The sequence below is a fragment of the Haloprofundus marisrubri genome (genome assembly GCF_001469955.1).
Lineage (GTDB): Archaea > Halobacteriota > Halobacteria > Halobacteriales > Haloferacaceae > Haloprofundus > Haloprofundus marisrubri.
Map to the genome: position 1 here is coordinate 68,789 of NZ_LOPU01000004.1, position 24,977 is coordinate 93,765.

The following is a 24,977-nucleotide window of genomic DNA, read 5'->3' on the forward strand; positions in this document are numbered from 1 at the left end:
CTGAGCCGATGGTGGTCAAGTCTTAGGCGAACGACAGCTCCAAATATTCTGCAAGATCAGACTCTGCGAGTGCTTCCAGCTCGTCTTCCTCAAGCTTAGCCAGCATCAGCGGATCATCATCCAACAATTGCTCGATAAGCGGCCTCAACTGACCACCATATGGCTCGAACAGTTTCTCTTGTGTTGACTCGAAGAAGGCGCTCATGTCAGAACCGAACTGACGGGCTGCCTCACGCCGCTCAACGAAACTATCATGTCCGTCACTGTATACATGTGATCCCCAATTCCAATCATCAAGCAGTTTCTCCAATGCACGAAGCTGGGGGCCACTTGCTCTCTCAACACGCTCATTGAGCCGAACCATCGCACGCACGGTATCGAGCTTGTCCAGCCGCAGGCTGTGAATCGTGTTTTCCGTTTGTGTTGCTTGCCGCTCTACTGTCGTCCGAACCTCTGGCAGTAGTTCTCTTAGAGCCTCATACTCGTCTTTTTCAACGAGATTGATGGCCTTCTGGACGTTTTGTTTAGCTTCGGAATCTATCTCCAGCTCAGTTCGGAGAAGTTGTTCTGCTAACTCCCGCTGGAGCATTGTCTCTTCCATCTTCTCAGCGAGTTCGTCGAGGTCGCTTTCGAGACTCTTGTTGCGGTGCTGCTGGTATACTCGTTCGAGTTGCTGTTGGAATTCGGATTCTGAATTACTCGTCGACATAGTGCTCACCTGCGCTGATGAATTTTGCTCCGATACTGGTCGTTGAACCCTGCTCTACAATCGTGATGTCTCGAAATGTACTAAGAACGTCACAGCCAGTCACTTTCTGACTGGCAACAGCTGCATGAACGCGAGCAAAATCACTCCCCTGATGGAGTTGGTTAGCGAGCTGCGCGCCTTCTGCTGCTTTGTCCACGTCTGTCTGGCTTCTATTTTCGAACTTCCGAAGTGACTCAAGGAGATCCTGATTTACTTCTTTTCCGTATGTGGAAAGTGACTCCACAATCTCGGATACCTTCGTCATCGACAGTGCCTGGAAGTTGTCCTTTGCAACCTCAATAGCTTCTGAATCGAAGTGATGCTCGCCAACGTCATCGAGTGAACGCCGGAAGTCATATGCCGTGTTCGCTAACTTTCGTAGCTTCGTACGCGACCTGGATTTTTCAAACCGAACTCGTGTTTCGATATTCTGTATTTGGCCTCGACCGAGCATCGAGAACACATCGTGCGGTGATGCTCTCTCTATTCGTTGGCGAACCTCCGGGACGTCAAGGCTGTTGCTGCTCACTCCAAGGAGTTCACCGAGAAGTTCCTCGACAAACTCAACATTCTCGAATAGCTCCGTCACGTGGCTGTATTGGTCAGGATCCAGCAGCTTGCGCAATCGGTTACCCAATTCAGTATCAAGCGAAGGCTGTCCATCTGCTCCAAACTCTTCGTTGATCTTCTCGGGCGTTACCTTCTCCCAGGGGGAGTCGAGCATCACCAAATACGCATATGTAGAAAGAGCGAAATCTGTGAAATCGTAGCGTGCGTGTCGCTTGTAGAGAATACTGCTGCCTTCGAGGTAGTTGTCGACGATTGTCTGCCGCCATCGTAGCGCATATTCAGTCAATTGCGTACCACACTGTTCGAGGAGCTTATCGTAGTCTGCGTTCCGGGGGTCTTCGTCACGATAGACACCAAACTCGAGAAGCCGTCGCAGATCGGAACGGCGGAACTCCTCTGGGTTAATGATAATTTGATCAGTATCAGGTGACTCATCGCTGCCTGGGTATACGAACGGATATTTCTGACCGCTGAGATTATACACCAGGCTGGTGCCTTCATACAGACTAAATCCGTCTGTCAGTCGGTCTATTGCATCTTTGAGACCGAGCTTGATGTAGTGATCTGTTTCTTTTCGTTCCCAAGGGGCTTCCCGCCATGAGTCAATCTGGCCGTTGTGGTCCTCAATAATCCGCTGTACCCGAGAGACTTGAGGTTCAGGCTCTGGTTCAGGCTCTGGGTCTGGGTCTGTGGTTTGATCTGAAGACGACCCAGTACCGATAGTTGGTTGTGGCTGTGACCCAGACGCGGGAATATATATTTCTGTCTCGGATGCAGTGATTGGTCCTGGAAGGTTGTCATCGTCAGCCGCAGGTTCGACAAGTCCAAATGCTTCTCCGAACCGTCTATCGACGGCAATCTTACCGTTCTTATTTTCTCCATACCACTTTGCCAGGTCGGCGAATTGTTCGGCTCGCTCATAGACTTCGTCACTTGCTGCCAAGTCGTGGTCCAAGAGTCGAAGTCCTCGAGAACTCGACGGCGCTTCCACAATGCCGTCGTAGTAATCTTGGAGGACCTCGAATATCTTCATAATAAACTCGCGAGGCGACTGCTCACTGGTCGAGAGCCCACTGTAGATCCGCTGTAAGAACGTCTCGTTGAATGGGAAGAGGTCTCTGAAGGAATCATCACAGAACCCACACTGTGCACAGAGAGACCCCTCCTTTGGTTCCATTAACCGGAACGTATCTGCTTCTTCATCCCGCTCGTATCGGACACTACCATCCTGTGACTTGATGTATCCAAGGTATGGCCGGACGAAATTGACTGCAGACCCCTCGTCCAGAAACAGGACGTTGTTCGAGTCCGCTTTATTCGTTTGATAGAACTCAAAGCGGTCCTCAGCAGTCCGGGTGTGAAGTATATCCGTCGAATCACGGGTTCCAGCGACGATAAAGTCCCAGTTGTCACTGCCCTTATCGCGCTCCATGTAGTTGCGGAGCTTTTCTGCTTCCATCGCAGCAATCGAAAAGTCCTCGAAAACGATTACCGGGCGAGTATCGGTGAATTTGCTACCTACATCCTCGAGGACGTCATCAAGTGATGCAGTCCCGTATCGATTGCGGATCTCACGCCACAGCTCTTGATTAATTGCCCCGACAGCTTCTGAGACGCTAATCGAGTTTTCAAATACGTGAAGGAAATCATTCTGTTTGTAGCTGCCTTCAGTAACGAACTTTATTTCTTGGGCGTACTCTCCGCGCTCCACTAGCAGTTGGAGCTTTTCACGTACGAATTCACAGATTTCATCTTCTTGTCCCTGTTCGCTCGCCGATGCGTTGTATCCTCGTTGACGGAGATTGAGGATGGCCCCCGACGTAGCATTGTTTGCTACTGTCTGCGGACTCTGCTTGATGTCATCGCGGAGCTGTTTGAACTCTTCAGCACCTGAGAGTTCCTCATCGAATTGCTCCTTGTAGAACTCAGGAATACGTTCGGACAGGATTGACATCAAGTCATCATCTTTGTCTACGTGCAGAATCGGCCGGTTTGCCTCTCGCAACCGATGTGAGAGATACGCACAGAGTTCAGATTTACCGGTTCCTACCTCCCCCTCAATGACAACTGCGAAGTTCCCGACACGGTCAGCTGAAAACTGTCGAAATATCTCATCTTCCGTGTAGATTGAGGTGTTATCCGATTGGTCCCTCCCAGATTGGAACACACGAATTCGGCGGTGTGTGAAGTCAAACAGCGTCTTGTCTTCAGAGCGAACAGCAGCCACTTTACTGAAGAGCCGTCTGAGTGTCTTTTCGTCTGTTCGCTCATAGTGTGGACACTTCTTGTCTGCACCCACCGGCTTGAGTTGTTGCTGACTCATTTCTATTGCAGTCTAATCGTGTTTGGTTGTCTGTCAATTCCTGCATGACTTGGCACTCGCCCTAATCGGACTACACCTGCGTCTCCAGATTCGACGATCCGAATCTCTCCCTCACGTACGAGCGTATAGAGAATTCGTGCAAGAATCGGGGGGACCTCCCCATCACTAGTTAATTCGACAGGCAGTAGATTCGACTGTAACCAATCGATGTACTCAACTGTCGATAACTCACTCCTTCCTTGATTCCGTTCCTCAACTGCGAGTTTGATTGAATGATAAATCAGCTCAGGATCCGGATACACAGTGTGATCTCGTCCTTTAGCTTTGTGCACTAATCCGAGGAATTCAACCAGTCGAGTCCAATTTACGAATTTCACACTATTGTGGCTAATCGGTCCCTGTGATGACTCGGGTCGGAAATCCTTGTCCCGTTCCCATTCATCAATCTCCTGGTAAAGGACCTCATCATTCGAGGTAAATGATTGAACATCGTTTTGGAGGAGATATTGGTAGTTGAGAAGTGCCACAGCTTGTTTCCCCCAATCGTCGGGATCACACTCTGCAGCAAGGTTATGCAACGCTGTCAGTCGAAAATCACGATTGAAATCACCGGTCTCCCACTCAAGACCACTCGTATACCACGAATGCTCTTCTCGACCGACCATCCGAAGTAATTGCAGGCCACTTAGTCCCTGTTCCAATAGGTTCTCTGGAAGATTGGTATCTTCCTGCAGTTCCTTTTTCGTCGCATTCCCACGCTCAATCGATTGGTACAAGGTTCTCATCGGTGCGGGTGTCTGCACCACGTTGAGTATGTATCCTTCAGAACTCATTGTGAGACCTCGGTGAGCCAGGCATAGTATCTGCTGTCAATAGAATACTCATTTTCCTTTAAGTTTTTAGCTTCCAGGTTCGCCTCACGTATTTTTGGATGACGAGTAGCATAGGACGGGTCGAATGTACTCCCATCCTTGACGACCCGACGATTGAGTGTGCGAGCAACTCCGTTTGCGGTTTTCCTGTCCCATTCAATACGTCGACGGAACCATTTTCCAAGCTCATTCACATCGTCGTCGGAATCTAATGGTGCTGTACCGAACTCGTCTTTCCTCGCAAATAGATCCTCGAATACTCTGTAGAGCGGGAGATACGGTGCTTCAACGAGCACATCAAAGAGAGCTTCAGCTGTTTCAACACGCTCATCTTCAACTAGTTCGTACAGATTTGCATTATCTTGTAAGAACAGATTTTTTGTATCAACGAGTGGGAGTTCCCAGTTCTGACTTTGATATTCTTCTTTGAACGCGTCATAGATGCTTTCAAACGTCCCTACTCGTTCAGCGAAGTGCTCCTGGTAGAGTGGTCGTTGTCCACCTTCCGGTGTGAACTTCATATCGTCCGTTAACACGATTAGCGTCCCATCTGATGCCGTAAACCGGCGGACGAGCTGTCGAACCGAGTATTGGGTTTGTGATTCATAATATCCATTCGTAATTACACACAGATCTTCATCGAAGACTTCGATGCCACCCAGGACGTGATACTGGTAATCCAGGTAATCGAACTGTGGCCCGAACGGAAGTCGACGCCAGGAAGTGGGGAACGTGAAATTATCCACACCCATGTAGTGGAGTGCTGGAAGTGCGCGCAGAAGCCTCCATCGCCCGTCATCGACGTTATCGACGATGACAGCGACGTCCGCCCACTCAAATTTGCGCTGTATAGCTTCCAATAGCTTCGTCATTTTCCGGCCACACCAAGTATCGATTCGAGCGTCCGATGATTGAGCAAGTCATTTTCGAGATAGTGAGCCGGCGTACGCGACAAGAGCAGACACTCGTCACAGTAATCCCCACACCGGCTACAATTCGCAATACTCACGACTTCCTTTGGGATACGGTGCTCGAGATTCTCACGAACCTGCCAAGTGATGCCGTTACCTCCCTGCCGACTATCTACGATGTAGACGGAGACCGTCTCATCAGTCTTCTCTGTCTTCACACGGAAATCAGCGCGATCACACTCCGCCACAACAGCAATCGCTTTCTCAAGAGCCTGCTGGAGACTCACAAGCGCTTGGGTCCACGATACCGTATCGTGATCAACCTTCTCCAACCGAGACTGTAGCTCATCGACACTGAAGTTTAGAGATAGTCCCTGTGTGTGATATCGTTGTCCCACTGGACGATATACTTCTTCTTCGGCTTCGTTGAGACGGTCTAACCAGGATCCACTGGCACTTATCGAATCATCTGATTCTTGTTCAATAAGGGCCTCTGAGTGCAGTGTTTTCTTGTCAGGACTACGTGAGTGACCTCTCTCGAAGGCGTAGACGAAGTCAGTTACCTCAAGCTCGCCATACTCTACGTCGCATGAGACACCGAATAATTCCGTCTCGAACGATTCCTTCGTTGCGGTGGTCTCTGTGTTCTTCACATGAGTGGACATGAGGCCGTGCGTGCGGTAGCCACGCTGTCCACCAACTGCAGTCTTACACTCTACAGAACTGATTCCATGGACGTCAGTTACTGCTAATTCTGTGTCGCAGTATGGACACAACTCAACGTCTTCTCCGTAACTCTCGAATGGACGATCGCACTCTTCGTTGTCACACACTGCTACTGTAGTCAACGGCGTTGCTGTTCCTCGAACATCGCTCACGAGATATTTCGTTCCGTGCAACGACACCATCGCACCGAGATCGTTCCCTTCCCCAGGATACATGTCGTATAATCTGCCAGATGCCTCAAATTCGATGCCTTCGCGTCGACCCGTGAATCGGACTGGGAATTGCTGTCCGAAGTTACGATAATTTGCGAGGTATCCGAGTCGAGCCAGCCACTGGTCTAGACGACTATTCGTCTCTGTCAGACTCTTGTTGGTCTCGGCATCCCCGGACATCGTTGCTAGCTGGCTAAACGTCTGGTCAGTGCGGTGCTCAAGAGACAATGGTCCATCGCCGATAAACACTTCTTCGAACACCTCCGACCCACGTGGTCCAAACACCGACTTCAGGTGGTCAGTAATTGTATCCTGCATCTCCATTAGTATGAACTCCCGAAGAATGTCGAGGTGCTCCTGCACACCGTTTACATAGCTTTTGAGGTTCTCCTTCTTTGGAGAGGGCAGTTCATACATCCGGTTGAACACGTTCGACTCGTGTGGATTTCGAGCTAGATAGGCGAATACTTCGGTAACGACATGTCCTGCAAGGAGCTCACCGAAGTCCTCTGGATCTGGAACTCGGACTGGTTCGAATTCATCAAGATACGAGTCCAAATGAGAGTAATAGTGGCCATCAACAGGGTGGTTACCCCGAACGACGGTCATTACGAGAGAAGAGCTCCCACGTGTACGTCCTGTTCGACCACTTCGCTGGACATAGTTAGTCAGCGTCGGTGGAATTCCCACCTGGGCAACCGTATCGAGTGTCCCGATGTCGACACCGAGTTCCATAGTTGGTGTTGCACTGACAATGTTCACATCAGGGTCGTCCTTGCGGAACCCTTCCTCAATCGCTCCTCGAAGGGTATGCGGTATATTGCCTTTGTGAATCCCAACAGTGATGAATTCGGGTGATTTGCCCCCTCGAATTGGTGTTGTGATATCGTGTGCCCAGTGGTCAACTGACCAGTCCCAACCGGCGGTCACTTCTGCGTAACCTGGCTCGACTTCTAATTCACCTTCTTCATTGTGGGTGAATCGTTCGTAGATTTTTAGAGAACCACCACAGTCCGGGCAAGTCGAAATTGCTTGTCCGTTCTCTGTAGCAGGAACTGATTCGTAGCAGTCTGAACAGAACGCAGCCTGTCGAACAAGCGTTAGATTCGATTCATCTTGTCGTGGAGCGCGTTTGAACACCCCACTTTCTGGAGATTCATATCCCGGTATGTGACTGATGTCTTCACGAGCCTGCTCGAGCATCTGACGGACCTGTGACCTGGATTCCTCACCAATGCGAGCACTTTCGATGCTTTGCTGCACCTCATCCCACTGCATCTCGGTGATGATTCCTTTCTCAAGAAATAGTGGCAGATACGTCTCGACAAATGCATCGAGTTCCTCATACGACAGCGAGAGACGAGTTCCAAGTCGCTCGATAATTTTCTCCCGAGTGAGACCATCAAAAGACACACCCTTCGAGCTAAATTCGTCGCGCTGTCGGAGGGCGAACAATTCATAGAGACGGTGTGCTGCAACGAGTTCTGCGGGGTCTTCGATTTCTGCAATGACGTCTGCAGTAACAAGAGCACTATCGATTAGATGACTACAGTTCGATAGCATTGCATGTGCCCCAATGTCCTCAAGCAGGGTGCGAAGAACGTTGTATGCAGAGCCATCTTCGTCAATTTCATTCTGCATGAGGGGCTGCCAGTATTCATCTCGAAGCGTATCCGAAACTGCTCTGTACAGCTCATAGTTATCTTTGGAGCCACCAGCTTTGATCAACTCTTGAATGTAGAGTGTCTCCGCCATGAGGCCATACTCAGTGTTAATAATCCGGTCACCGACGCTCTCTGCAGAGCTGTGCGAGTCTGAGAATACAAGCGTCTTCTTCGAGGGTGAATTCCGACAAATCTCAGTGAGCATGTATGAGAGGAGTGACGACGTCGGAACTCCAATATCTGATAACCGAGGCCGCTTATCACAACCCGGACAGACCGAACTAGACGAAGTCTCTCCCCCAATCGGGATGAACGAGTCGTCTTCTGATTCGAGAATTTCGACGTGTGGATGGTGGCACCGTCTGCAGAATTGTACTTCGGGGTTGTGACTACCACAACACCAGCTGTCACGCATTACTCGGTCACAGTCTCGACACCAATATACGTTAGTCGGCGGCTTCAAGAAGACGTGATACTTTTCGGTAACAACACCTGCCAATCGACCGAACGCCATAACTGTCTCCAACGTTCCTTCAGCGTCCTCAACGCCTGTATCCTTAGCTAGCTCTAACAACTGGTCGTACTCTCGGAACTCGACTTCCCCAACGGTATCTGTGTTGAACCATTCTGCGAATTGAGCCACTTCTGGGACGTGATTGAGAACGAACTCGTACCATCCACTCATCGTTCCGCTCTGTTCGATAACTGACTCTGTGAGCTTCGACCGACCAGATTCTGAGGCCACTACTTCTTCTACAGAACTGAAATCGTGGAGTAATAGCGAGTCAAGCCTTCTTTCGATTGGCTGCGTCGCCCATTCGGTATTGGGTGCGAGTGTCAATGACTGACCGTCAGAGAAGAAACCAACTTCCTCGAGCGTTTTTATAGCGTTCTGTAGAGCATACGTCTCGATAACCTCCTCAGAATTGTCCGCAGAGACGTATGCGAGAGCTATTGAGTGGACGAGGTCGCTGAGTGTAGTCGGGGTGAGTCGCGTGAATGAGGCTTCACTACGAAGGTCGAAGTCTCTAGCTGTGAACTCAACGACATTGATATTATCAGTGTTAGTTCCAGTGAGTGACTTTGCCAGCGGACCAGGGTTCTCAACCGTCGCTGACACCATTGTAATCTGTGGGTTTCGGTTTTTGTAGAAGTGTTTGAGCCGTCGCGAGAGCAATTGGACAGCAGCACCCTGAATTCCACTCCACACGTGAGCTTCGTCAAATACTATGTGTTTGACGGGATGTTCGCTGGGTGTATCTCCTAAAACACCCCGAGATTCGTCGTTATTACTAACGAACATATAGTCTAGTGCTTCAGGATTCGTGAGCATTATGTCAACCCCGCGACGGATACTGTCGCGGGTGACTCGAATCCACGAATACTTGTTATCGTCAGTTCCAACAGTCGATTCTCCGAGTACACGAAGCTTCTCTCCATTTCGAGGACATTGCAGGCCACGAACGTACGACCCTTTCTCGATTTCATACCCTCGCGTGCCTACACGTGTCGGAGTGTCAGAATCCCAGATACCAATCGTAATCCGGTCTTCTGGGTCGAGATTTCTATTTATTTGATCTAGATATGTGATGAATCGATTGAGCTGGTCAACGCCCAGCGTTTTCATTGGGTAGAGAATTAATGATTTGAGTCCATCCTCATCTGTCGAAAGACAATGATTGAGAATTGGAAGGAAAAATGACTCTGTTTTCCCTGTCGCTGTCGGCACAGCCAAAATATTATCGTCGTCATTCGTCTCAATCTGCTCGACCATTTCAGCTTGGTGCTGATAGAGAGAGCCGGACTCATTTCCTCCGAAGAGTTCCTGGACAATAGCGTCCGTTATCCTCTCGTCGTAACCAAGATCTCCGAGAAAGTCGATTGCAGATTGATCGTGAAACTTTGGAGCATCAACAAATTCAACGTATGGGCCCTTCTGTTCGACAAGCTCGTTGTTGACAAACTCACGGGCGTTCTCAATTCCTTCTACCTGATTCAGTTTCGTCATTTGACGATTCCACCAGGTAATCTCGGACGCTCTGTCAAGCGCTCGGTCGAGAGTGGCTTGTGGAGAGTGCATTCGGCTTGTTGATTTGATGTTGTGTCTTGTTTATAAGTCTATACGTCGAAATATGTACCAAGCGTACTGTCTCGACAGCCGTCACGACCAGAATTCAATACACTCCACGATATCATCGCCTCGGCCAGTCATTGGATTTGACGACGTTGATACTGCGTCCCCGACTGACCAAACGAGAATATACCTACAGAAGGCTTTAGATCCGACTTTCGATATCCAATTGGTGCTGTCGACCCACCACAGACTGCTACACAGTTCTCGACTTCTTTCTCAAATTGCTTATGTAGATGGCCCAGTGCGAGCGCATCGAATTTGAACCCATTCTGGCTACTTGCTTGTCTAAGTATGCGTCTGATAGTTCCAATAGCATTCTCTGAGGGCGAATACGGCTCAACTGATTGATGTAACGTCAAAAGAACGTTCGATTGCCCACAGGGATCCATATCCAGCATTGATGAATTCCAGTCATCTGCTCTTGTAAAATCAACCCCGTATAACGCAACCGAGTCTCCAACGACGGTTGGTGAACAAGAGAGATGACTAACCAGGCCACTACTTTGGTATCGCTTCAGAAGTGTCGTCCCTTCATCTCGCTCGTGATTTCCGAGGATGTAATAGAACGGGATCGATGCTGAACGCAACTTTTTGAGTTGTCTTCGGCATGCTTTCGCGGTTGAGTCCGTTATGCCGTGTCTGTCATTGTGAAATAGGTCACCAGTGTGAACGACTGCATCGACATCCCTACTGAGCGCCAACGCAACTGCCTCCTCGAATCCAGCTGCACAATTGATTGACCGTTGATATCGACCTGATCCAGCTTTCTTTTTCCCCAAGTGTGAATCAGTCATATGCAGAATTGACGTTTGATTCGCCTGCTGACCCTCGCTTTCCATCCGGCGCTGGAAGTCCTGATGTCCATCATACCCTAGTCGTCTCCAATCATGCAGAGCGTCTCTTTTCCCACTCACATGACCGCCCACGGATCTAATTTCTCCAATATACTCACAAGATTTCACTGGACAGGCAACCAACTCAGGTGGAAGCTCTGTTGACCCTGTTTTAGCATATTGTTTGAAATCGTTCGCTCCGTCATATCCAAGTCTACGCCAGTTGTGCAACTGATCTTTCTTCCCGCTCACGTGGGCCGCAACCGACGCGATGGGGCCAGTATACTCACATCCTGAGACTGGACATATCATACGTAAACCTCTCCCCAGGAACTCACACTACCACTCACTCACAACTGGTTATAAATGTGAAATTTCCTGTCGGAGAATATCGATTAGCAATCAATCCCAGAAACAATCGGTGTTAGTTTTGAGTAGCTTCCTTCGAGTTCTCTACAACAGGATTCTCGTCCAGATAGTCGATTAGCTGCTGGATATTTGTATTTCGGAAATGCTCGGTGAGTTGGAGTGCGCGTGGATTTCGTGGGAATACCTCTCCGCGCCCATATGCTTCAATCGCGTCCTCGATCACTTGACGATAATTCGAACTTGCACAGTAACCGACGATATGGTCGTACTCATCGCCGTACCTCTCGAGATACTCCTTCAGGCGCTTTGTGACTAATTTGCGCTGCCGGTTGTCCTCGTTCGCTAAGACATATTCGTACTCAAGCACTGCCTCTTCTTGCTCTTTTTCTACCGGAACTGGACCATACATCCCTGAAATCGTCACCTTGTGTATTCGGTCAGTCCGCTCACCTAGCTTATTCCATAAGACCGAATGAGTCCTCGAAATCGAGTACGGCTTCGCCTGACTACATGGGATCAGAAGCAGTACGTCGTCCTCTTCTGGCGGGGAATATTTCTGTCGGAGGATATCGAAACTGCTCGGCGTGTGCTTGAGTGAAATACTCCGTGTTTCATTCAAATCCTCCACTCCAGCACCCCACTCTGTGAGTTTCTTCTGATCGCTTGCTAGCGTAGGACCTGGTATCAGGTCTGTCGCTCCGAGTTCTCGAAGATCTTCTGTGAGCTGATTAGTCTCGTCTTGGACTTGTGCTTGTTTCAGTCCCTTTGCGATATCTGGATGCTCTCTCGCAAACCCGACCACGTACTCGAGAAGTCTCCCTTCGGCGATTGCATCACGAACACGCTGCAACTCGTCGTTGTACACCTCAAAATTGTGTCCTGCAAGGATGGCATAATAGTCGCTCTTAATCCACTCTCCGCGTTCTTTTCTCGCTTCTGTCTCATGGTACCCTAAGTTGAGATTCAGCTCTTCTTGTAGAAGCTCATAATCGACTTCGGAGTCTGAGTTACAGAGCGGACAGCGTTCGATGTCGCACGGGAACTCTCCGTTTTCGAGATGTTCTTCGAGGTCGTCGAGATGGAGATGCTCCCACGTAGACGGCTTGGTATATTTCTTATATTGGGCTGTCTGCATGTGACTCGAACAGTCAAATGAGTCGGCTCCAAGCAAGGACAATAGTCCGACTTGTTTCCCACCGACTCCGAAGACATGGAGTCCAATTTCGTTTTCTAGGTTTTTCCCTCGAATCGCTTGCTTAGCGCCATTAACAATGTTGACGAGGACGTCAATACTGCTTCTGAGCGGCACGAGAGACCCGATTGCGAATCCGTCGAAGAGTTCTTCGAGGCTTTCTTCTTCGACTCGCTCTAAGAATTTCTGGACATACCAACTGACCCATTCATCATCATGACCGTGGATTGCCACATACACGCCTGGCTTGCTTTGGCCGCCTTTCTCAGGGTCGAACCCACCGGTCTGTATACGCTCTGCAACCGTAGGGTTTAGCAAGCTTTCCGAACCGAATTGGTCTGGATTATCAAGTAATTGCAAACACCCAATGGCGCTCTCAATACTTTTCCACATCCGCTCTTCCCGTTCCTGTTGATTGAGATTTGGCGGAACTGGATAGTCCAGCGTCGCAATGATATCTGCGCCAAAATCAAGCTGGAGTCCCAGTATGCTTTCTGGATTCGTGTATAGACCCCATTTGTTCTCGACACCTCCATCAGTGGGCGCGTCACTGAAGGTGTCGGAATTCATGAGTTTGAACCCTCCGGAGTCGATGAATACAGGCGCGTCTAAATTCCTGAATTTCTCATGGAATGTCTCTTTGCGCCAAAAATTGTTGAGATTGTGTGGTGAGACCCCGTAGTCAGTGAAACTCATCGCTTGAAACATGATTCCTTGGAGACGCTCCGCAGAAATCAAGCGATCTCGCATACGTCGCCAAACACCCCCAGATTCCTTCGTCGTACCTCCGATGAGATTGATCACCGGAAAAAGCGCTGGAGTGTCGACGGTGTGAGAGGGGAGATCAAGGGTCCCGAGTCTACCATAGCCGTCGCCCCCTTCTTCGTCAACTCGGAACTCAGCCATCGCTTTCGTTGATTACTCAGTCTCTCCTGTTAGTCGCTTCGCTTCTTGATAATCAGACGTCCCGACCATTTACGCTTTTTGATATGTCGATATACGAGATATTTTGCTTCCTACTACGATTTGGCCTAGCACGAATTATCTCCTGTGTGGGGCCTATGGCTCAAGAGCAGCCACTGAATATCTGGTTTTGCATCTACCAATACGCAAACTGACTAATTTGATTTACCGATTAATAGCAGTCTGTACGAAGAAGTGGGAAAGTATTAAGATCTCCTAGATGATACCGAAGTTCATGTCTATACTACTGTTACAGTCGTGCTCTGATTCGAAGCAGGAGGTTGCTAAGAGACTTCCTGCACTGAATCTGTATTCTGGCTATTTCTACAAAATCATAAAGAAAGCGATAAGAGAAAACGACCTTCGAGCGGACATGGACCTCCGTATTCTTTCCGCAGAACATGGGTTACTGCACCCAGATACCGAAATTCTGCATTATGACCGCAAAATGGATACTGAACGTGCGAAGCAACTCCAAGATGACGTCGTATCCGAACTCAGGGAACTTATCAATGAAGAGGGATACAATCGCGTAATTGTCAATATGGCCAAAGAGTACAGAACAGCGATTCAGGGATTTGACGATGAACTTGACGTCAAAGTTGACTACGTTTGTGGAGACGGTATTGGCTACAAAGGCCATGTTCTGAAACGTGTTGTTCGTGGTGACGATTCAGCGTTCACAGTATCGAGTTAGATGCCATTGAACCCACTCCAAACCCAAGCTGCCGAGTTTGACATCGCAGCAACAGCTGGGGATGCACGCTCTGGTACGCTTCGGATCAAAGATACTGAAATCCAAACTCCAAATCTATTCCCCGTAGTGAATCTGTATGGCGGCGGAACTTCTCGAAGTCTCTACGGTGGCGGTGTACACCGCACACTAAAGGAATTCATGGTTGGTCATGAAGTAATCGGCGGCGGTGACTACGACGAATATTTTGATGGCATAATGTACTCTGTGGGCTCACTCACCGATTATAATATTAGCCGAGAGAGGTATGAAGACTACATCTCTGAGCCAGTCAAAAATCGCGAAGGTTTCGAGAATTTCAACGGAACGCTCTTTCTAGATTCTGGAGGGTTCAAATTTCTCGGTGGACATGGATTAGACGGCAGTAACTTCGAGGTTGAGATTGATCAAGAGAAAGTCTATGAAATCCAAGACAAAATGGGTGGGGACATTCTTGTCAACCTCGACAGACCAATTGCTCCCAGCGACGACTATGATGCACGAGTCGAGAAAGCACGCCAAACAGCTGAGAACATTACAGAATTTCTAGACTTATCTGATGGTACTCGTAGTGCTCGCTTCCTCACACTCCATGGTTACAACTACTCGATGTTGGATACCTTCCTGAATGAAATCGACAAGATTGTCGGTGCATCCCGAGTTCACGATGAATTTGACGGAATCGCTCTCGGTAGTCTGGTTCCAATGAAGGACAACAAAACAAATCTAATCGATGCAATCCAAGACTGCCGCGAAATTCTCCGTGACTGGAAATTTGACGACCTGCCACTACACGTGCTTGGAATCTCATCGACGGCAATCCCTCTATTGGCCGCTGTTGGAGCGGACTCATTCGATTCGTCTTCATACCTCCATTCCGCGATTAACGGCAAGTACGCGACGTCACTCGTCAGCACTAAATCATTGTCTGAAGTCGACTTCTCGCACTGTAACTGTCCCGTCTGTTCGAATGACGAACTAGTCTACCGGATGCAAGGGAATGCCCGCTATCAAAAAGACGTACTCGGACCAGTAGCAATGCATAATCTCATTATTCAAAAGCGAGAGGTTGCAAAGATCAGAGACTGCATTCGCTCACCCGGTACCGAAGCATTAGTAGACTACCTAGAACACACCCTTGGTGACCACAAGTCACTTCGAAGGTTCACCCACAGAGTTGTGAACGAATCACTTGGAGGATATTTCTAATATGATGGAAACTAAAACACCAAAAGTCAACGAAGTAAACGAGTTCTTAGAGATTGCGAGCGACTTTGAGGACCCACTCGAAGTTATCCGAGAGTCACTCTCGAATAGCTACGACGCAGGAGCAGAGTCGGTTACAATCTCTATCAAGAGTCGTCCTGACGGCTCAAAAATTGTAATCGAGGATGACGGTCAGGGCATGAGTGAATCTGACCTCGAATCTTTCTTTGACTTAGGTAATTCGACGAAGAACGACCCTGAAATCGACTCAATCGGGTACAAAGGACACGGCACCAAGATTTTCTATAAAAGCGAAAAGATCGTCGTTGACAGTGCCAGGGATGGAACAAACATCCACGCTGAAATGGACCGTCCCTGGGAGAAGCTCAACAACCGGACTCTCCCCGAGTATGAGGTTGCTAAACGAACTACGACATCAGATGGCACTCGTATCGAAGTAACTGGGTTCAAATCAGGTAGGGGTTTCTCACCGGAGTCACTCACGTACAACAAGATTGAGCACTATCTAAAGTGGAAAACGCTTGCTGGATCGACAAAATATCACTTCCACCCCGATGAGTTCCGGGAAATGGAAATCGTCGTCGAATTAGATGATGAGATTGATGACTCACAAGACAAGCTTGTGACCAATAACAAACTTGAATTCCCTTCTGAACAGCTCAACCCAGGCGACGGGCAGTACCCTGAATCACGGATGTGTAAGCACTACGGCCCTCATACAATAGATGTTGAGGCAGAAAACGGGGACACGACCCAGCTGGAAATTGTTGGTATGGTTGGAGGGAAAGAAACCCGCGATGAGCTTCCTACCTATGGACGTCACTCTACTCAATTTGGCATCTGGCTCGCAAAAGACCACATCAAAGTCGAACGTCTCAACGAAGCAATCTCTCACGACAATGAATTCATTCACTTCTTCTTCATCGCAAACTCTCAAGATATCGAGCTCTCCGCAAACCGAGAGAAGATACGTAACAAGTCGAGTGCAATCTACCAAGCAATCGAAGAAGATCTCAACTACTTCCTCTCAAAAATCGCAGCGGATCCGTGGTTCAAAGACTATCTCCAGCAACGGCGCGTCGCAGAACTGAACCGCAAGGCGAAGTCTCAACAAAAATCGATTGAAGAGCGTGAGGCAATCGTAACAGAACGGACACGATTCGAGCCATCAAATCAGACAGAAGTCATGCTTGGTCTGGAGCGTTCGAATCGTCAAGGTGCAAAGCCAACAATCACTGTCGAGGACTTCGACCTCGGTGCAGACGTCAATGCGCTTGTCGAACAAAATGACCGGCTCTATGGCTGCTCTGTGCATCAAGAGCTAACTGACCATTTTGAAGCAGACAAACCACTCGAGAGTATTAGCAAGATCGTTTGCTGGGAAATTGGTGATCAAGACAAGCTACGCGAGTATGCACGCAATGGGTATCATGGTGGGTCAGTTGAGTTCGACCTGGAGAACAACCGTATCATCTATCGAAACGGTACCGAATACACTGTTCACGTAGTGGAGGTTAGCTCCCGGTTCGAGTAATGAGTCGTGTCTTTTACGTATTGTTCAGTGACGATTGACTGAACATCAGGGCTCTATCGTGTCGAACCTCGGGGCCACAATTAATCGAGTTGCTATTGAGTCCCGTCGAGGTCTAGGAACTCGGCTAGATTTTCTTGAAGAATTTCTTGGTGGACAAGCAATGTTTTACGCGTGTCTGCGCTGTGACCCGCGTATTTGATTTTGTCCACCATCCGCGATAGGTGCTCCAACTTCTGTTTAGACCGATTGTACGGGATTGAACGAAACTCTTGTTCAGACTCAGCCAGCAGCTCCACTGTTCCATCTGGATTCTCTAAATTGATATCGTAGGACTTGTCCGGATACTCGCGTTCTGACCCAAAGTTGAGGTATGGACTGTGGTGAGCAAGCAATGCCTTCTCACTGATTTTGTCTTTCTCCGTCGACCACCAATCTACGTGGCTGATATCCCAGATGTCTAACCGTCCGTAGCTTACGACGCTAGAATCCTGACGTACAAAGTGCTGTCTGAGTCGGCTGTAGAGATTACTTGACCTTCCGACGTACGCTGGTCGGTCATCAAGGTCGAACATACAATAGACACCAGATGTGCGTGGTACCTGGCTGAGATTATCGACGGACATGGTCAGTAGCTATCGACTATCTCTATATCATGGTAGCGATCATTCAGTTGGACGATCGACCACCCGAAGTACTCAGTCAGCAAGACCAGTCAATGTGTTCTTATTCTTGGACTTCTCTTTCGATATTATTCTTTCGACTGTAGTCATTTTGTGTGTGAGCATACTAAAATTGGAACACATTCCATTATCTTGTACTCTTGCGTAAGTAGATGAACGTCGCATCTGTTTACCCATTGATAACGACGGTGACTGGTGAACCAATAGTAATCCTACTCCTCTTAGGTAACATCCAATATGGTGAACTGGCCCAACCATTCTGTCACCTAAATTGGTCTAGGAATTATCAACTGATATAAAAATGTGACCCACTTGAAACATCCTCTAAGGATAATTTCATCACAATAAAGAAGAACGTAATGTTTCTACTTGGATTGGTTTGTCGTACTCTATAATACATGTCCACCGCCCACTGACTGCCGGTTGAAGAAACAGACTCAAAGTTTACTTTGGAATACTCTAGAAAAATCGCGGCGAGGAAGAGTGAAAATAAGGTTTTTGTAGCAATCAGGGCGCAATTCCATTGACATTGCCAATTCTCAAGTGAGAATCCTAATAAGGTTTATTTCGGTACCGGCACAATACACTCATACTATCCGGCTGGTGCGGCGAATGATTCGCTCGCCTTGTCGGCATAGTACGAGGAGCGTCTCAGCGCTCCTCGAAAAACGAGTCAACCGGTTACTGATCAATGAAATCGGTTGGCTAGCACCTGTGCTCGCCACTCTGGACGTCCAGGCGTAGTTAACACTATGCCGTTTGGGCTCTTAGCCCTTTGGGGTTGTCTCGCGTGGTGAGTGCGCAACTGAGGTCACAATACATGAAAGACGATATCAGTAGCCCGGTATTAGATCGGGTATTCGACGTCCTGCGACGCTCGCCTCGCCGACAGCTCCTGCTTCGCATCCATGCAAGCGGGTCAGACGGTGTATTACGTGAGGACATCACTCACAGCGATGCGACTGAAACCTCGCTGCACCACAACCACCTCCCGATGCTCGAAGACTACGGCTACGTCGACATCAGTGCAGACGCAGAAGTATTCTACGAGGGCGATGACTTCCACGAACTCGTACCGTACCTCGACACGCTGTCGGAGGAGGCCTCGGATACAGTAGCATAATAGTTGTCGAAAGAAGCGGTAGCGGACCCTATCATCGATTTTTTGGCTACGACCCTTCTCGTAGAGCAATACTACCGAAGACTCTGATCTCAGATGTATCACTGAACATCATCAGTTGTTGTAGTCATTGAACACAACTAATGAACACAACTATGTTCATCTATTCAATTGAGTGTGTTCAGTATCCGCTAGTGCTGAATTCTTCAATCTTCTTGTCCATCAAACACTCCATGCAGAGGTCGTCACCTACACATCCAGAGTTCTGGTATGGACACCGACGAACGGGATCTGATCCTGAAGCGGCCCGCATCTCGAGTTTCCATTCTGCTTCCCAGTGTTCGATATCTCCGTTCCGGTCGGAATTGTAGACCACTGTATCGTCTCGTGTGATGATCTTCTGGCAGACTGATGGTCCAGATTGTGCCTCTTTGACGATTGGAATTGCACTCCTGATTGAGCTGACTTTCTTCTCTATTCGGTTTGCTTTGTATAGCTTGAGAACCGTGACTCCACCCTCCTCATGAAGCGCTGGATCTGTCATATAGGGTGATTTTTTAGTAAGTGTATCAAAGTGTCGTTCACCGTATTTCAGCTGTCTATCAGTACGACACTTTTATGTGAATTGTCTGGACTGTTGGGTTCATGCCACTCTCACGTGCGAAGTCTATTGACGAACTCTATTCTGCAGTCAAAGACTACGAATTAGTCATCGTCCCCGACGCTCCACTTGCAAGCGCGCTTAATCGACGACTTGACAGACCATTTCTCGGTGATTTAGCGACCACACCTCGTCGGCTCGCATTTGGCCGCCGCGAAGAGTCAGAGGACCGCCTTGCCTTTCTCGACGTTATCAACTCAACCACACTCAACTGGAAGGAGACAGCGTACATTGTCGGAGATATTCTCCAGTGCTGGGAGCACACTGGTCGACTTGGGGCTATTCTAGACTATGACGCGTTCGATACCGACACCACGCGTGCAGTAGTTGAATCATTCAAAGAACTCGAAACAACATCACGAAGCCTATCTGAATACGAAATTGATGCGGGCTCTGATGTTGCTGTAGTCGAGCCAGCACAGCTGACGACTTTGGAACGTTCAATCCTCCCCGTGGAGTACGATACCTACGAAATCCTTGACGGAGGGACGTTCAACTATCCACCATTCCATATCTTTGACTCTCCGACAAGAATCATCGAAACACTCCTTGAGACGATTAACGACGATAACGCTGATGACGTCGCGATCGTCCTCGATGCACAAAGCGAGTATTCTCCACTCGTTGAGTCCGCATTTGAAGCCGAAGACATCCCATACTACGGTGGTCCCGGTTTTACAGACGAAGCAGCTCACCGTGCATTCTTGCAACTACTTCGCACGACATTCACTGGGTCGAACACACGAGTCTCTGAAGTTCGACCTGCATTAGAGCAGCTCGGAATATCACTTGATATCGAGCACAACGACAAACGACTCTCAACACTTTCTCTTGACGAACTCAAACCATACGAGTCGTTCTGTACCAACTTAGGTGACGCAACAGTCAGTGAGGCACTCGAAGCCTTTGAGACACTCGCAGACTGCCAGTTGGATTCATTCCACGACGAATTAGATGCATTGGGAATCGCTGATGACGTCGTGACTACAGAGACGCTCGACAAGCTCGAGTTCTATCTGCAAACGTATGAGGTCCCGACAGAGCGAGAAAACGAGGGCGTGTTACTTGCGGATGCGAAATCTGCTGCATTCGTTGGACGACCGCTGGTGTTCTATCTTGGGCTTGATGAAGGCTGGACGCATTCTTCCCCACGACGTCCATGGGTAAACCGTGATGAGGAATTCAAACGAAACATTCGACAGTTTCAGCAACTCATCCAGAGCGGTGTTGACCAACATTATCTCGTCCAAGATACAGAAGGGGCAACGCCTGTGACACCATGTCTCTACTTTGACGAACTCTTGGACGAGTCATTCGAGCAATTTAGCGACCTTCGATCCACGAAGCACAGTCGACACGATGAACACAGCAAATCAGGTTTCTCCAGAGAATCACTAGACGTCGACCCAGAACCTGTGCAGAAGGTCTCACAATCTAGTCTCAATTCATATATCATCTCACCACGCGATTACTTCTTCAGTCGGCTCATCGATGGCCCAGACAAGCACTATTTCAAAGAGGGAAATCTGTTCCACGACTTCGCAGAATGTTACGTAAACGACCCCGAGTTCGTCGAAACCGAAACACTAGAAGAACTGGTTTCGTGGATGCTTACAGAAACCGAGGCATTCTATCACGATGTTGACGACGCTGTACGTCGAACGAAGTATCGAATCGGGCTAGAAACGATAATTGAGTACTTAGACGCTAACCCACCTCAAGACGGACATTTCGTAACCCCAAGCAGTGGCTGGGGACGGAACGAAGTCGCTGACCGGTTCGATGTAGAACTTTCTTCGCCGCTCACAGAGCGATGGGTACAGAACGATGCGCTCGGCCTTAGAGGAAAGATAGACCTTCACCACAAGCCCACGGGACTCCTTGACTACAAGAGCGGTTCAAAGAAGAGAGCCTCACAGGTCGTAAAAGACTCCGCCATTGATCCACCAACTGATACTCCTAATTTCCAGGCACTCCTGTATTTGACACACCTACGCTCAGAGCAACCTGGCGAGCAACTCGAATTCACATTCTTTCACTTCCTCGAAACCCTCGACGACGTGGTCTCTGGCAGTCATAGTCTCTCGGATACGCTGACGACGATTACGTACTATCCACAGTCATTCAACTCATACGTCGGAACAAAGTCAGCACACGACGTACTGTTGGATGGATATAATGACTGTAGACAAACGTTCAGCGATCTCGGTCTTGATGGCTACCGTGAAATCATGGCATCACTCTCGTTCCCAGAAACGCGAGACAAATCTGAACTTCGGAACTCTGAGTTCGCTTCTCAATTCGAGTCTCGTGTTGCAGATGCTACTGGGGACGTAGACGTAGCGAAAGGGTGTGACCAAGCAATACGAGCGTTGAACGACGTACGAAAGAAGAACTTCTTTAAGAACGATTTGGACGCCTTTGAGGCGTTCATTGACGACTGTCTCGCTGATCTCAACGACTATCGAAAAGGCGAGGAGCGTTTCCCAGTCGCTGGCCATGCTGGTGAACCAAACTATCGGTACGTAGACCACCGCGACTTGCTTCTCGAAATGAACGACCATCTTACGGAGGCTGACCAATGACGAGTCCCAACAACCAACAACAAGAACTCATCGAACATACTGACGGCTTATATCTCGTGGACGCCGGCGCCGGTACCGGGAAGACGTTCACCATCACACGACGCTATGCCAACATCGTCGGTCAGGATGGTGTCGAACCAGACGACGTTCTGTTACTCACGTTCACTAATAATGCCGCTGGCGAGATGCGTGACCGGATCGTTAGTCACTGTGAGTACGGAATGCGAACGCTTCGTGACGCACCCATTCAGACGTTCCACAGTCTTTGTCACGACATCCTCGAAAAACACGGCGTTGACGCCCCAACTCACCTAGGGATCGAAGACAGAATCACTGATTCCACTCGACTTATCACCGACGAGCTTGTCGAAGAAGCATTATTCAAAGAATACTACGACCAATTCGTCGACACGCATCCGGAGTACACCGATTACTTCCGCATAATATCGAATCCGTCTGAGCTACTTGGAGTGATTCGGCAGCTGACTGCCAAAGGCGTGTTCCCAGATGAAGACGGGTGGTACCGCAATGGTGAGCAATCACTTGACGGTGATTTTGAGGCGTTCAAATCCATTTTTGACTCCTACAACGAACCTCGTAATGACGGTCGGAAGCAATCGAAGCTGCGACAGAAACTCCGACAGTTTGGTAAGAACAAATGCTATCTCCCGAATGCACCACCGAAGAGTGAGATTCGGGGTTCTCGGACGAAACAGATACCAACAGAGGTTGCCCAACGTGTCTTCGATACCGACCGCTCGGGCCTCAAATCATTCATTCACGACCTCTACTACGAGTATCTTGAATTCGCGCTTCAGCGAAACTACCTGAACTTCGGGTTCCTACAGCTGTTTGCGTTCGTATTGCTGTGCGAAGACCATCGATTGCGAGACGAGATTGCGTTCGAGTACGTGATGATCGATGAGTTCCAAGACTCCAGTGAAATCCAGTTCAAACTCGCGCTCCTACTTTCTAGTACGAAGAATTTCTGTGTTGTGGGGGACTGGAAACAGAGCATCTATAGCTTCCAGTATGCTGCTGTAGAGAACATCATTGAATTCAAGACGAGACTTGAGTCGTTCATCGATGAACTCAATGACGAGTATGAACGCGTCTCGTTTGACCCTTCCCCGATTCAGACAATTGAGTTAGAAGAGAACTATCGATCGACTCAGGAAATACTGGAATTCTCTGAGAACGGGCTGTTGGTTTCGGCTACGAGCCGTGATGATGTCGATACGGTTACTGTGCGTGACCAGATTGTTCCGTTGTCGTCGAACTCAACATACGAGCAGTCTCGTATTGAGGCATTTCACGCCGAGGATGAACATGAAGCGATCTTAGCACAGATTCAAGAAATCGTCAACAACGACCAGTATGCTGTAGAAGACGATGGGTCGCTACGCCCACCGACCTACGAGGATATCGCAGTGCTCACGCGCACGCGTGACTTTGGACGAGAGTTACAGCGGGCCACAAATGAGTACCGACTTCCAGTTGCGTACGAAGGCGGTATTGAGCTCTTCCATACGAACCAAGCGAAACTATTGCTTGCATGGCTACGGATTCTCGAAGGTGATACCGACCGTGGTTGGGCTGCTGTGCTCGAACAGGCAGGATATCTACTTGACGAAATCGCACATATCCTCGAGACTGAGTCATATCCAACTGAGATGGGCTCGTTCAAAAAGTCGCTTGACTCTCTTGAAACGGTTGGAGCCATTGCCCGACGTATCTTCTCGAAGTACGGCTATACTGGTGAGATTGCAGACGTCCTCTTGCAGACGATTCAGTCCGTCCACAACGAGACCATGCTCACGCGTGGAGACCTGATTCGATTCATTGAGCGTGGAATCGAGAACGGAAGCATCCATGAGGTGAACGTGAACGCGGATACGGATTCTGTGACGGTGCAGACGATTCACGCAGCAAAGGGACTCGAATACCCAATCGTGATTATCGCGAACATGAACAGTGGTCGCTTCCCACCTCGAGGTGGTAATAGCTCACCGATCTCGTATCAAGATCCAGTCGGGCTTCGCCAGCGCAAGCAGTTTGCTGAAATTGATAGGCTGGCACACATCTACGATGACTGGCAGACAGATGTTCTCAATCATTGTCTCCCCCGCGAGTATGACGAAGAACGACGACTCCTCTATGTGGCCATCACCCGAGCGGAGAGTCACGTTCTGTTTTCGGCTGGGGAGAATCCGAATACGTTCCTTGAAGAGTTGCCTGTAGAGGTGGAGAGTGTCGAAGCTGAGCCAACCGAGGTCGGAATGGATGAACGAGAGGAGGCTCCGTTGGAAGTGTCAGTTCCTGATTCAGCTGATCCAGACCGACAGTCGCCACATTCGATAATGCGTGATGATGTGTTCGATGAGATTACTGAGGGCATGGGTACTGCGTTCGGTGATATGATTCATGACTTCGCCGAAGCATACGCTAAGGGTGAAGAAGTAAGCGTTCCTGTAAACGAGGAAACGCCCGATAAGGCAAATGTGGTTTCACTGATTGACTCGCTGAATGGTGAACTGATCACAGAGGAGAATGCGTATCTGCCTATTGACGTCAATGGCTCTCAAGTCACCATCTCTGGCATTATTGACCTAGTACACGTGCTTCCTGATCGGATTGAGATTATTGACTACAAAACTGACCGTGGTCGACATGCTGAGTCAGAGTATCGAAAGCAGCTCAGCGTCTACTATCACGTGCTCGAGAGTGTGTATCCCGATCGAGAGATTACGGCTGCTATTTACTACACCGCAACTGGAGAGATAGCCGAGATAGATCCCCTGACCAAAGGCGAACTCCGGTCGACCCTACAAAATACTACTACTCAAATAGCCTAAGCAATTGCTTCCCATACGTTTCGAGCATCTTTTTCTGGGTGCCAGTGCCGCTTAGATAAGCAAAA

15 protein-coding genes are annotated in these 24,977 nt (G+C 48.9%); 6 read left to right on the plus strand and 9 right to left on the minus strand.

Annotation, left to right across the window (positions count from 1 at the left end):
* Positions 1–22: 22 nt before the first annotated feature.
* The 7 genes from AUR64_RS01205 to AUR64_RS01225 all read right to left on the minus strand — a co-directional run bounded on the left by AUR64_RS01205 (position 23) and on the right by AUR64_RS01225 (position 13,460).
* Entirely contained in the window at positions 23–709 is a 687-nt protein-coding gene (locus AUR64_RS01205; RefSeq protein ID WP_058580130.1) for a hypothetical protein, read from the minus strand.
* Complete coding sequence (locus AUR64_RS01210; protein WP_155120418.1) at positions 696–3,641, minus strand: ATP-binding protein; 2,946 nt, start codon at positions 3,639–3,641, stop codon at positions 696–698. The genes AUR64_RS01205 and AUR64_RS01210 overlap by 14 nt, the downstream gene beginning before the upstream one ends.
* 2 nt (positions 3,642–3,643) lie before the next feature.
* Complete coding sequence (locus AUR64_RS19760; RefSeq protein WP_082230516.1) at positions 3,644–4,474, minus strand: hypothetical protein; 831 nt, start codon at positions 4,472–4,474, stop codon at positions 3,644–3,646.
* Entirely contained in the window at positions 4,471–5,385 is a 915-nt protein-coding gene (locus AUR64_RS01215) for a hypothetical protein (RefSeq protein ID WP_058580131.1), read from the minus strand. The genes AUR64_RS19760 and AUR64_RS01215 overlap by 4 nt, the downstream gene beginning before the upstream one ends.
* Positions 5,382–10,034, minus strand: coding sequence for a DEAD/DEAH box helicase (locus tag AUR64_RS01220; protein WP_058580132.1), 4,653 nt, complete (start codon positions 10,032–10,034; stop codon positions 5,382–5,384). Before AUR64_RS01220 ends, AUR64_RS01215 begins: the two co-directional genes overlap by 4 nt.
* Before the next feature lie 200 nt (positions 10,035–10,234).
* On the minus strand, positions 10,235–11,305 hold the full coding sequence (locus AUR64_RS21325; protein ID WP_082230517.1) for a metallophosphoesterase family protein: 1,071 nt from the start codon (positions 11,303–11,305) through the stop codon (positions 10,235–10,237).
* A 112-nt stretch (positions 11,306–11,417) separates the two neighbouring features.
* Positions 11,418–13,460, minus strand: a complete 2,043-nt coding sequence (locus AUR64_RS01225; RefSeq protein WP_058580133.1) for a DUF5591 domain-containing protein — start codon at positions 13,458–13,460, stop codon at positions 11,418–11,420.
* A gap of 292 nt (positions 13,461–13,752) precedes the next feature.
* Between AUR64_RS01225 and yaaA the strand changes: the two genes are divergently transcribed.
* From yaaA to AUR64_RS01240, 3 genes are read left to right on the plus strand one after another with little or no spacing between them, the layout of a single operon-like run.
* Positions 13,753–14,214, plus strand: coding sequence for a peroxide stress protein YaaA (yaaA, locus tag AUR64_RS19770; RefSeq protein WP_162265516.1), 462 nt, complete (start codon positions 13,753–13,755; stop codon positions 14,212–14,214).
* Positions 14,215–15,459: a tRNA-guanine transglycosylase gene (locus tag AUR64_RS01235; RefSeq protein WP_162265517.1), complete on the plus strand. Its 1,245-nt coding sequence runs from the start codon at positions 14,215–14,217 to the stop codon at positions 15,457–15,459.
* A gap of 4 nt (positions 15,460–15,463) precedes the next feature.
* Positions 15,464–17,011 carry an ATP-binding protein gene (locus AUR64_RS01240; protein ID WP_240479560.1) on the plus strand — a complete coding sequence of 516 codons (1,548 nt, stop codon included), beginning with the start codon at positions 15,464–15,466 and terminating at the stop codon, positions 17,009–17,011.
* Between the two features lie 92 nt (positions 17,012–17,103).
* Here the strand turns inward: AUR64_RS01240 and AUR64_RS01245 are convergent, their stop codons facing one another.
* Entirely contained in the window at positions 17,104–17,583 is a 480-nt protein-coding gene (locus tag AUR64_RS01245; RefSeq protein ID WP_058580136.1) for a hypothetical protein, read from the minus strand.
* A 928-nt stretch (positions 17,584–18,511) separates the two neighbouring features.
* Here AUR64_RS01245 and AUR64_RS20285 point away from each other — a divergent pair.
* Positions 18,512–18,814, plus strand: coding sequence for a hypothetical protein (locus AUR64_RS20285; RefSeq protein ID WP_155120420.1), 303 nt, complete (start codon positions 18,512–18,514; stop codon positions 18,812–18,814).
* Positions 18,815–18,992: 178 nt separating this feature from the next.
* Here AUR64_RS20285 and AUR64_RS20290 read toward each other — a convergent pair whose 3' ends face one another.
* Entirely contained in the window at positions 18,993–19,355 is a 363-nt protein-coding gene (locus AUR64_RS20290) for a hypothetical protein (RefSeq protein ID WP_155120422.1), read from the minus strand.
* Between the two features lie 101 nt (positions 19,356–19,456).
* Between AUR64_RS20290 and AUR64_RS01250 the strand changes: the two genes are divergently transcribed.
* Both AUR64_RS01250 and AUR64_RS01255 read left to right on the plus strand, forming a co-directional pair.
* Entirely contained in the window at positions 19,457–22,057 is a 2,601-nt protein-coding gene (locus AUR64_RS01250) for a PD-(D/E)XK nuclease family protein (RefSeq protein WP_058580137.1), read from the plus strand.
* Entirely contained in the window at positions 22,054–24,912 is a 2,859-nt protein-coding gene (locus AUR64_RS01255) for a UvrD-helicase domain-containing protein (protein WP_058580138.1), read from the plus strand. The genes AUR64_RS01250 and AUR64_RS01255 overlap by 4 nt, the downstream gene beginning before the upstream one ends.
* Positions 24,913–24,977 lie beyond the last annotated feature (65 nt).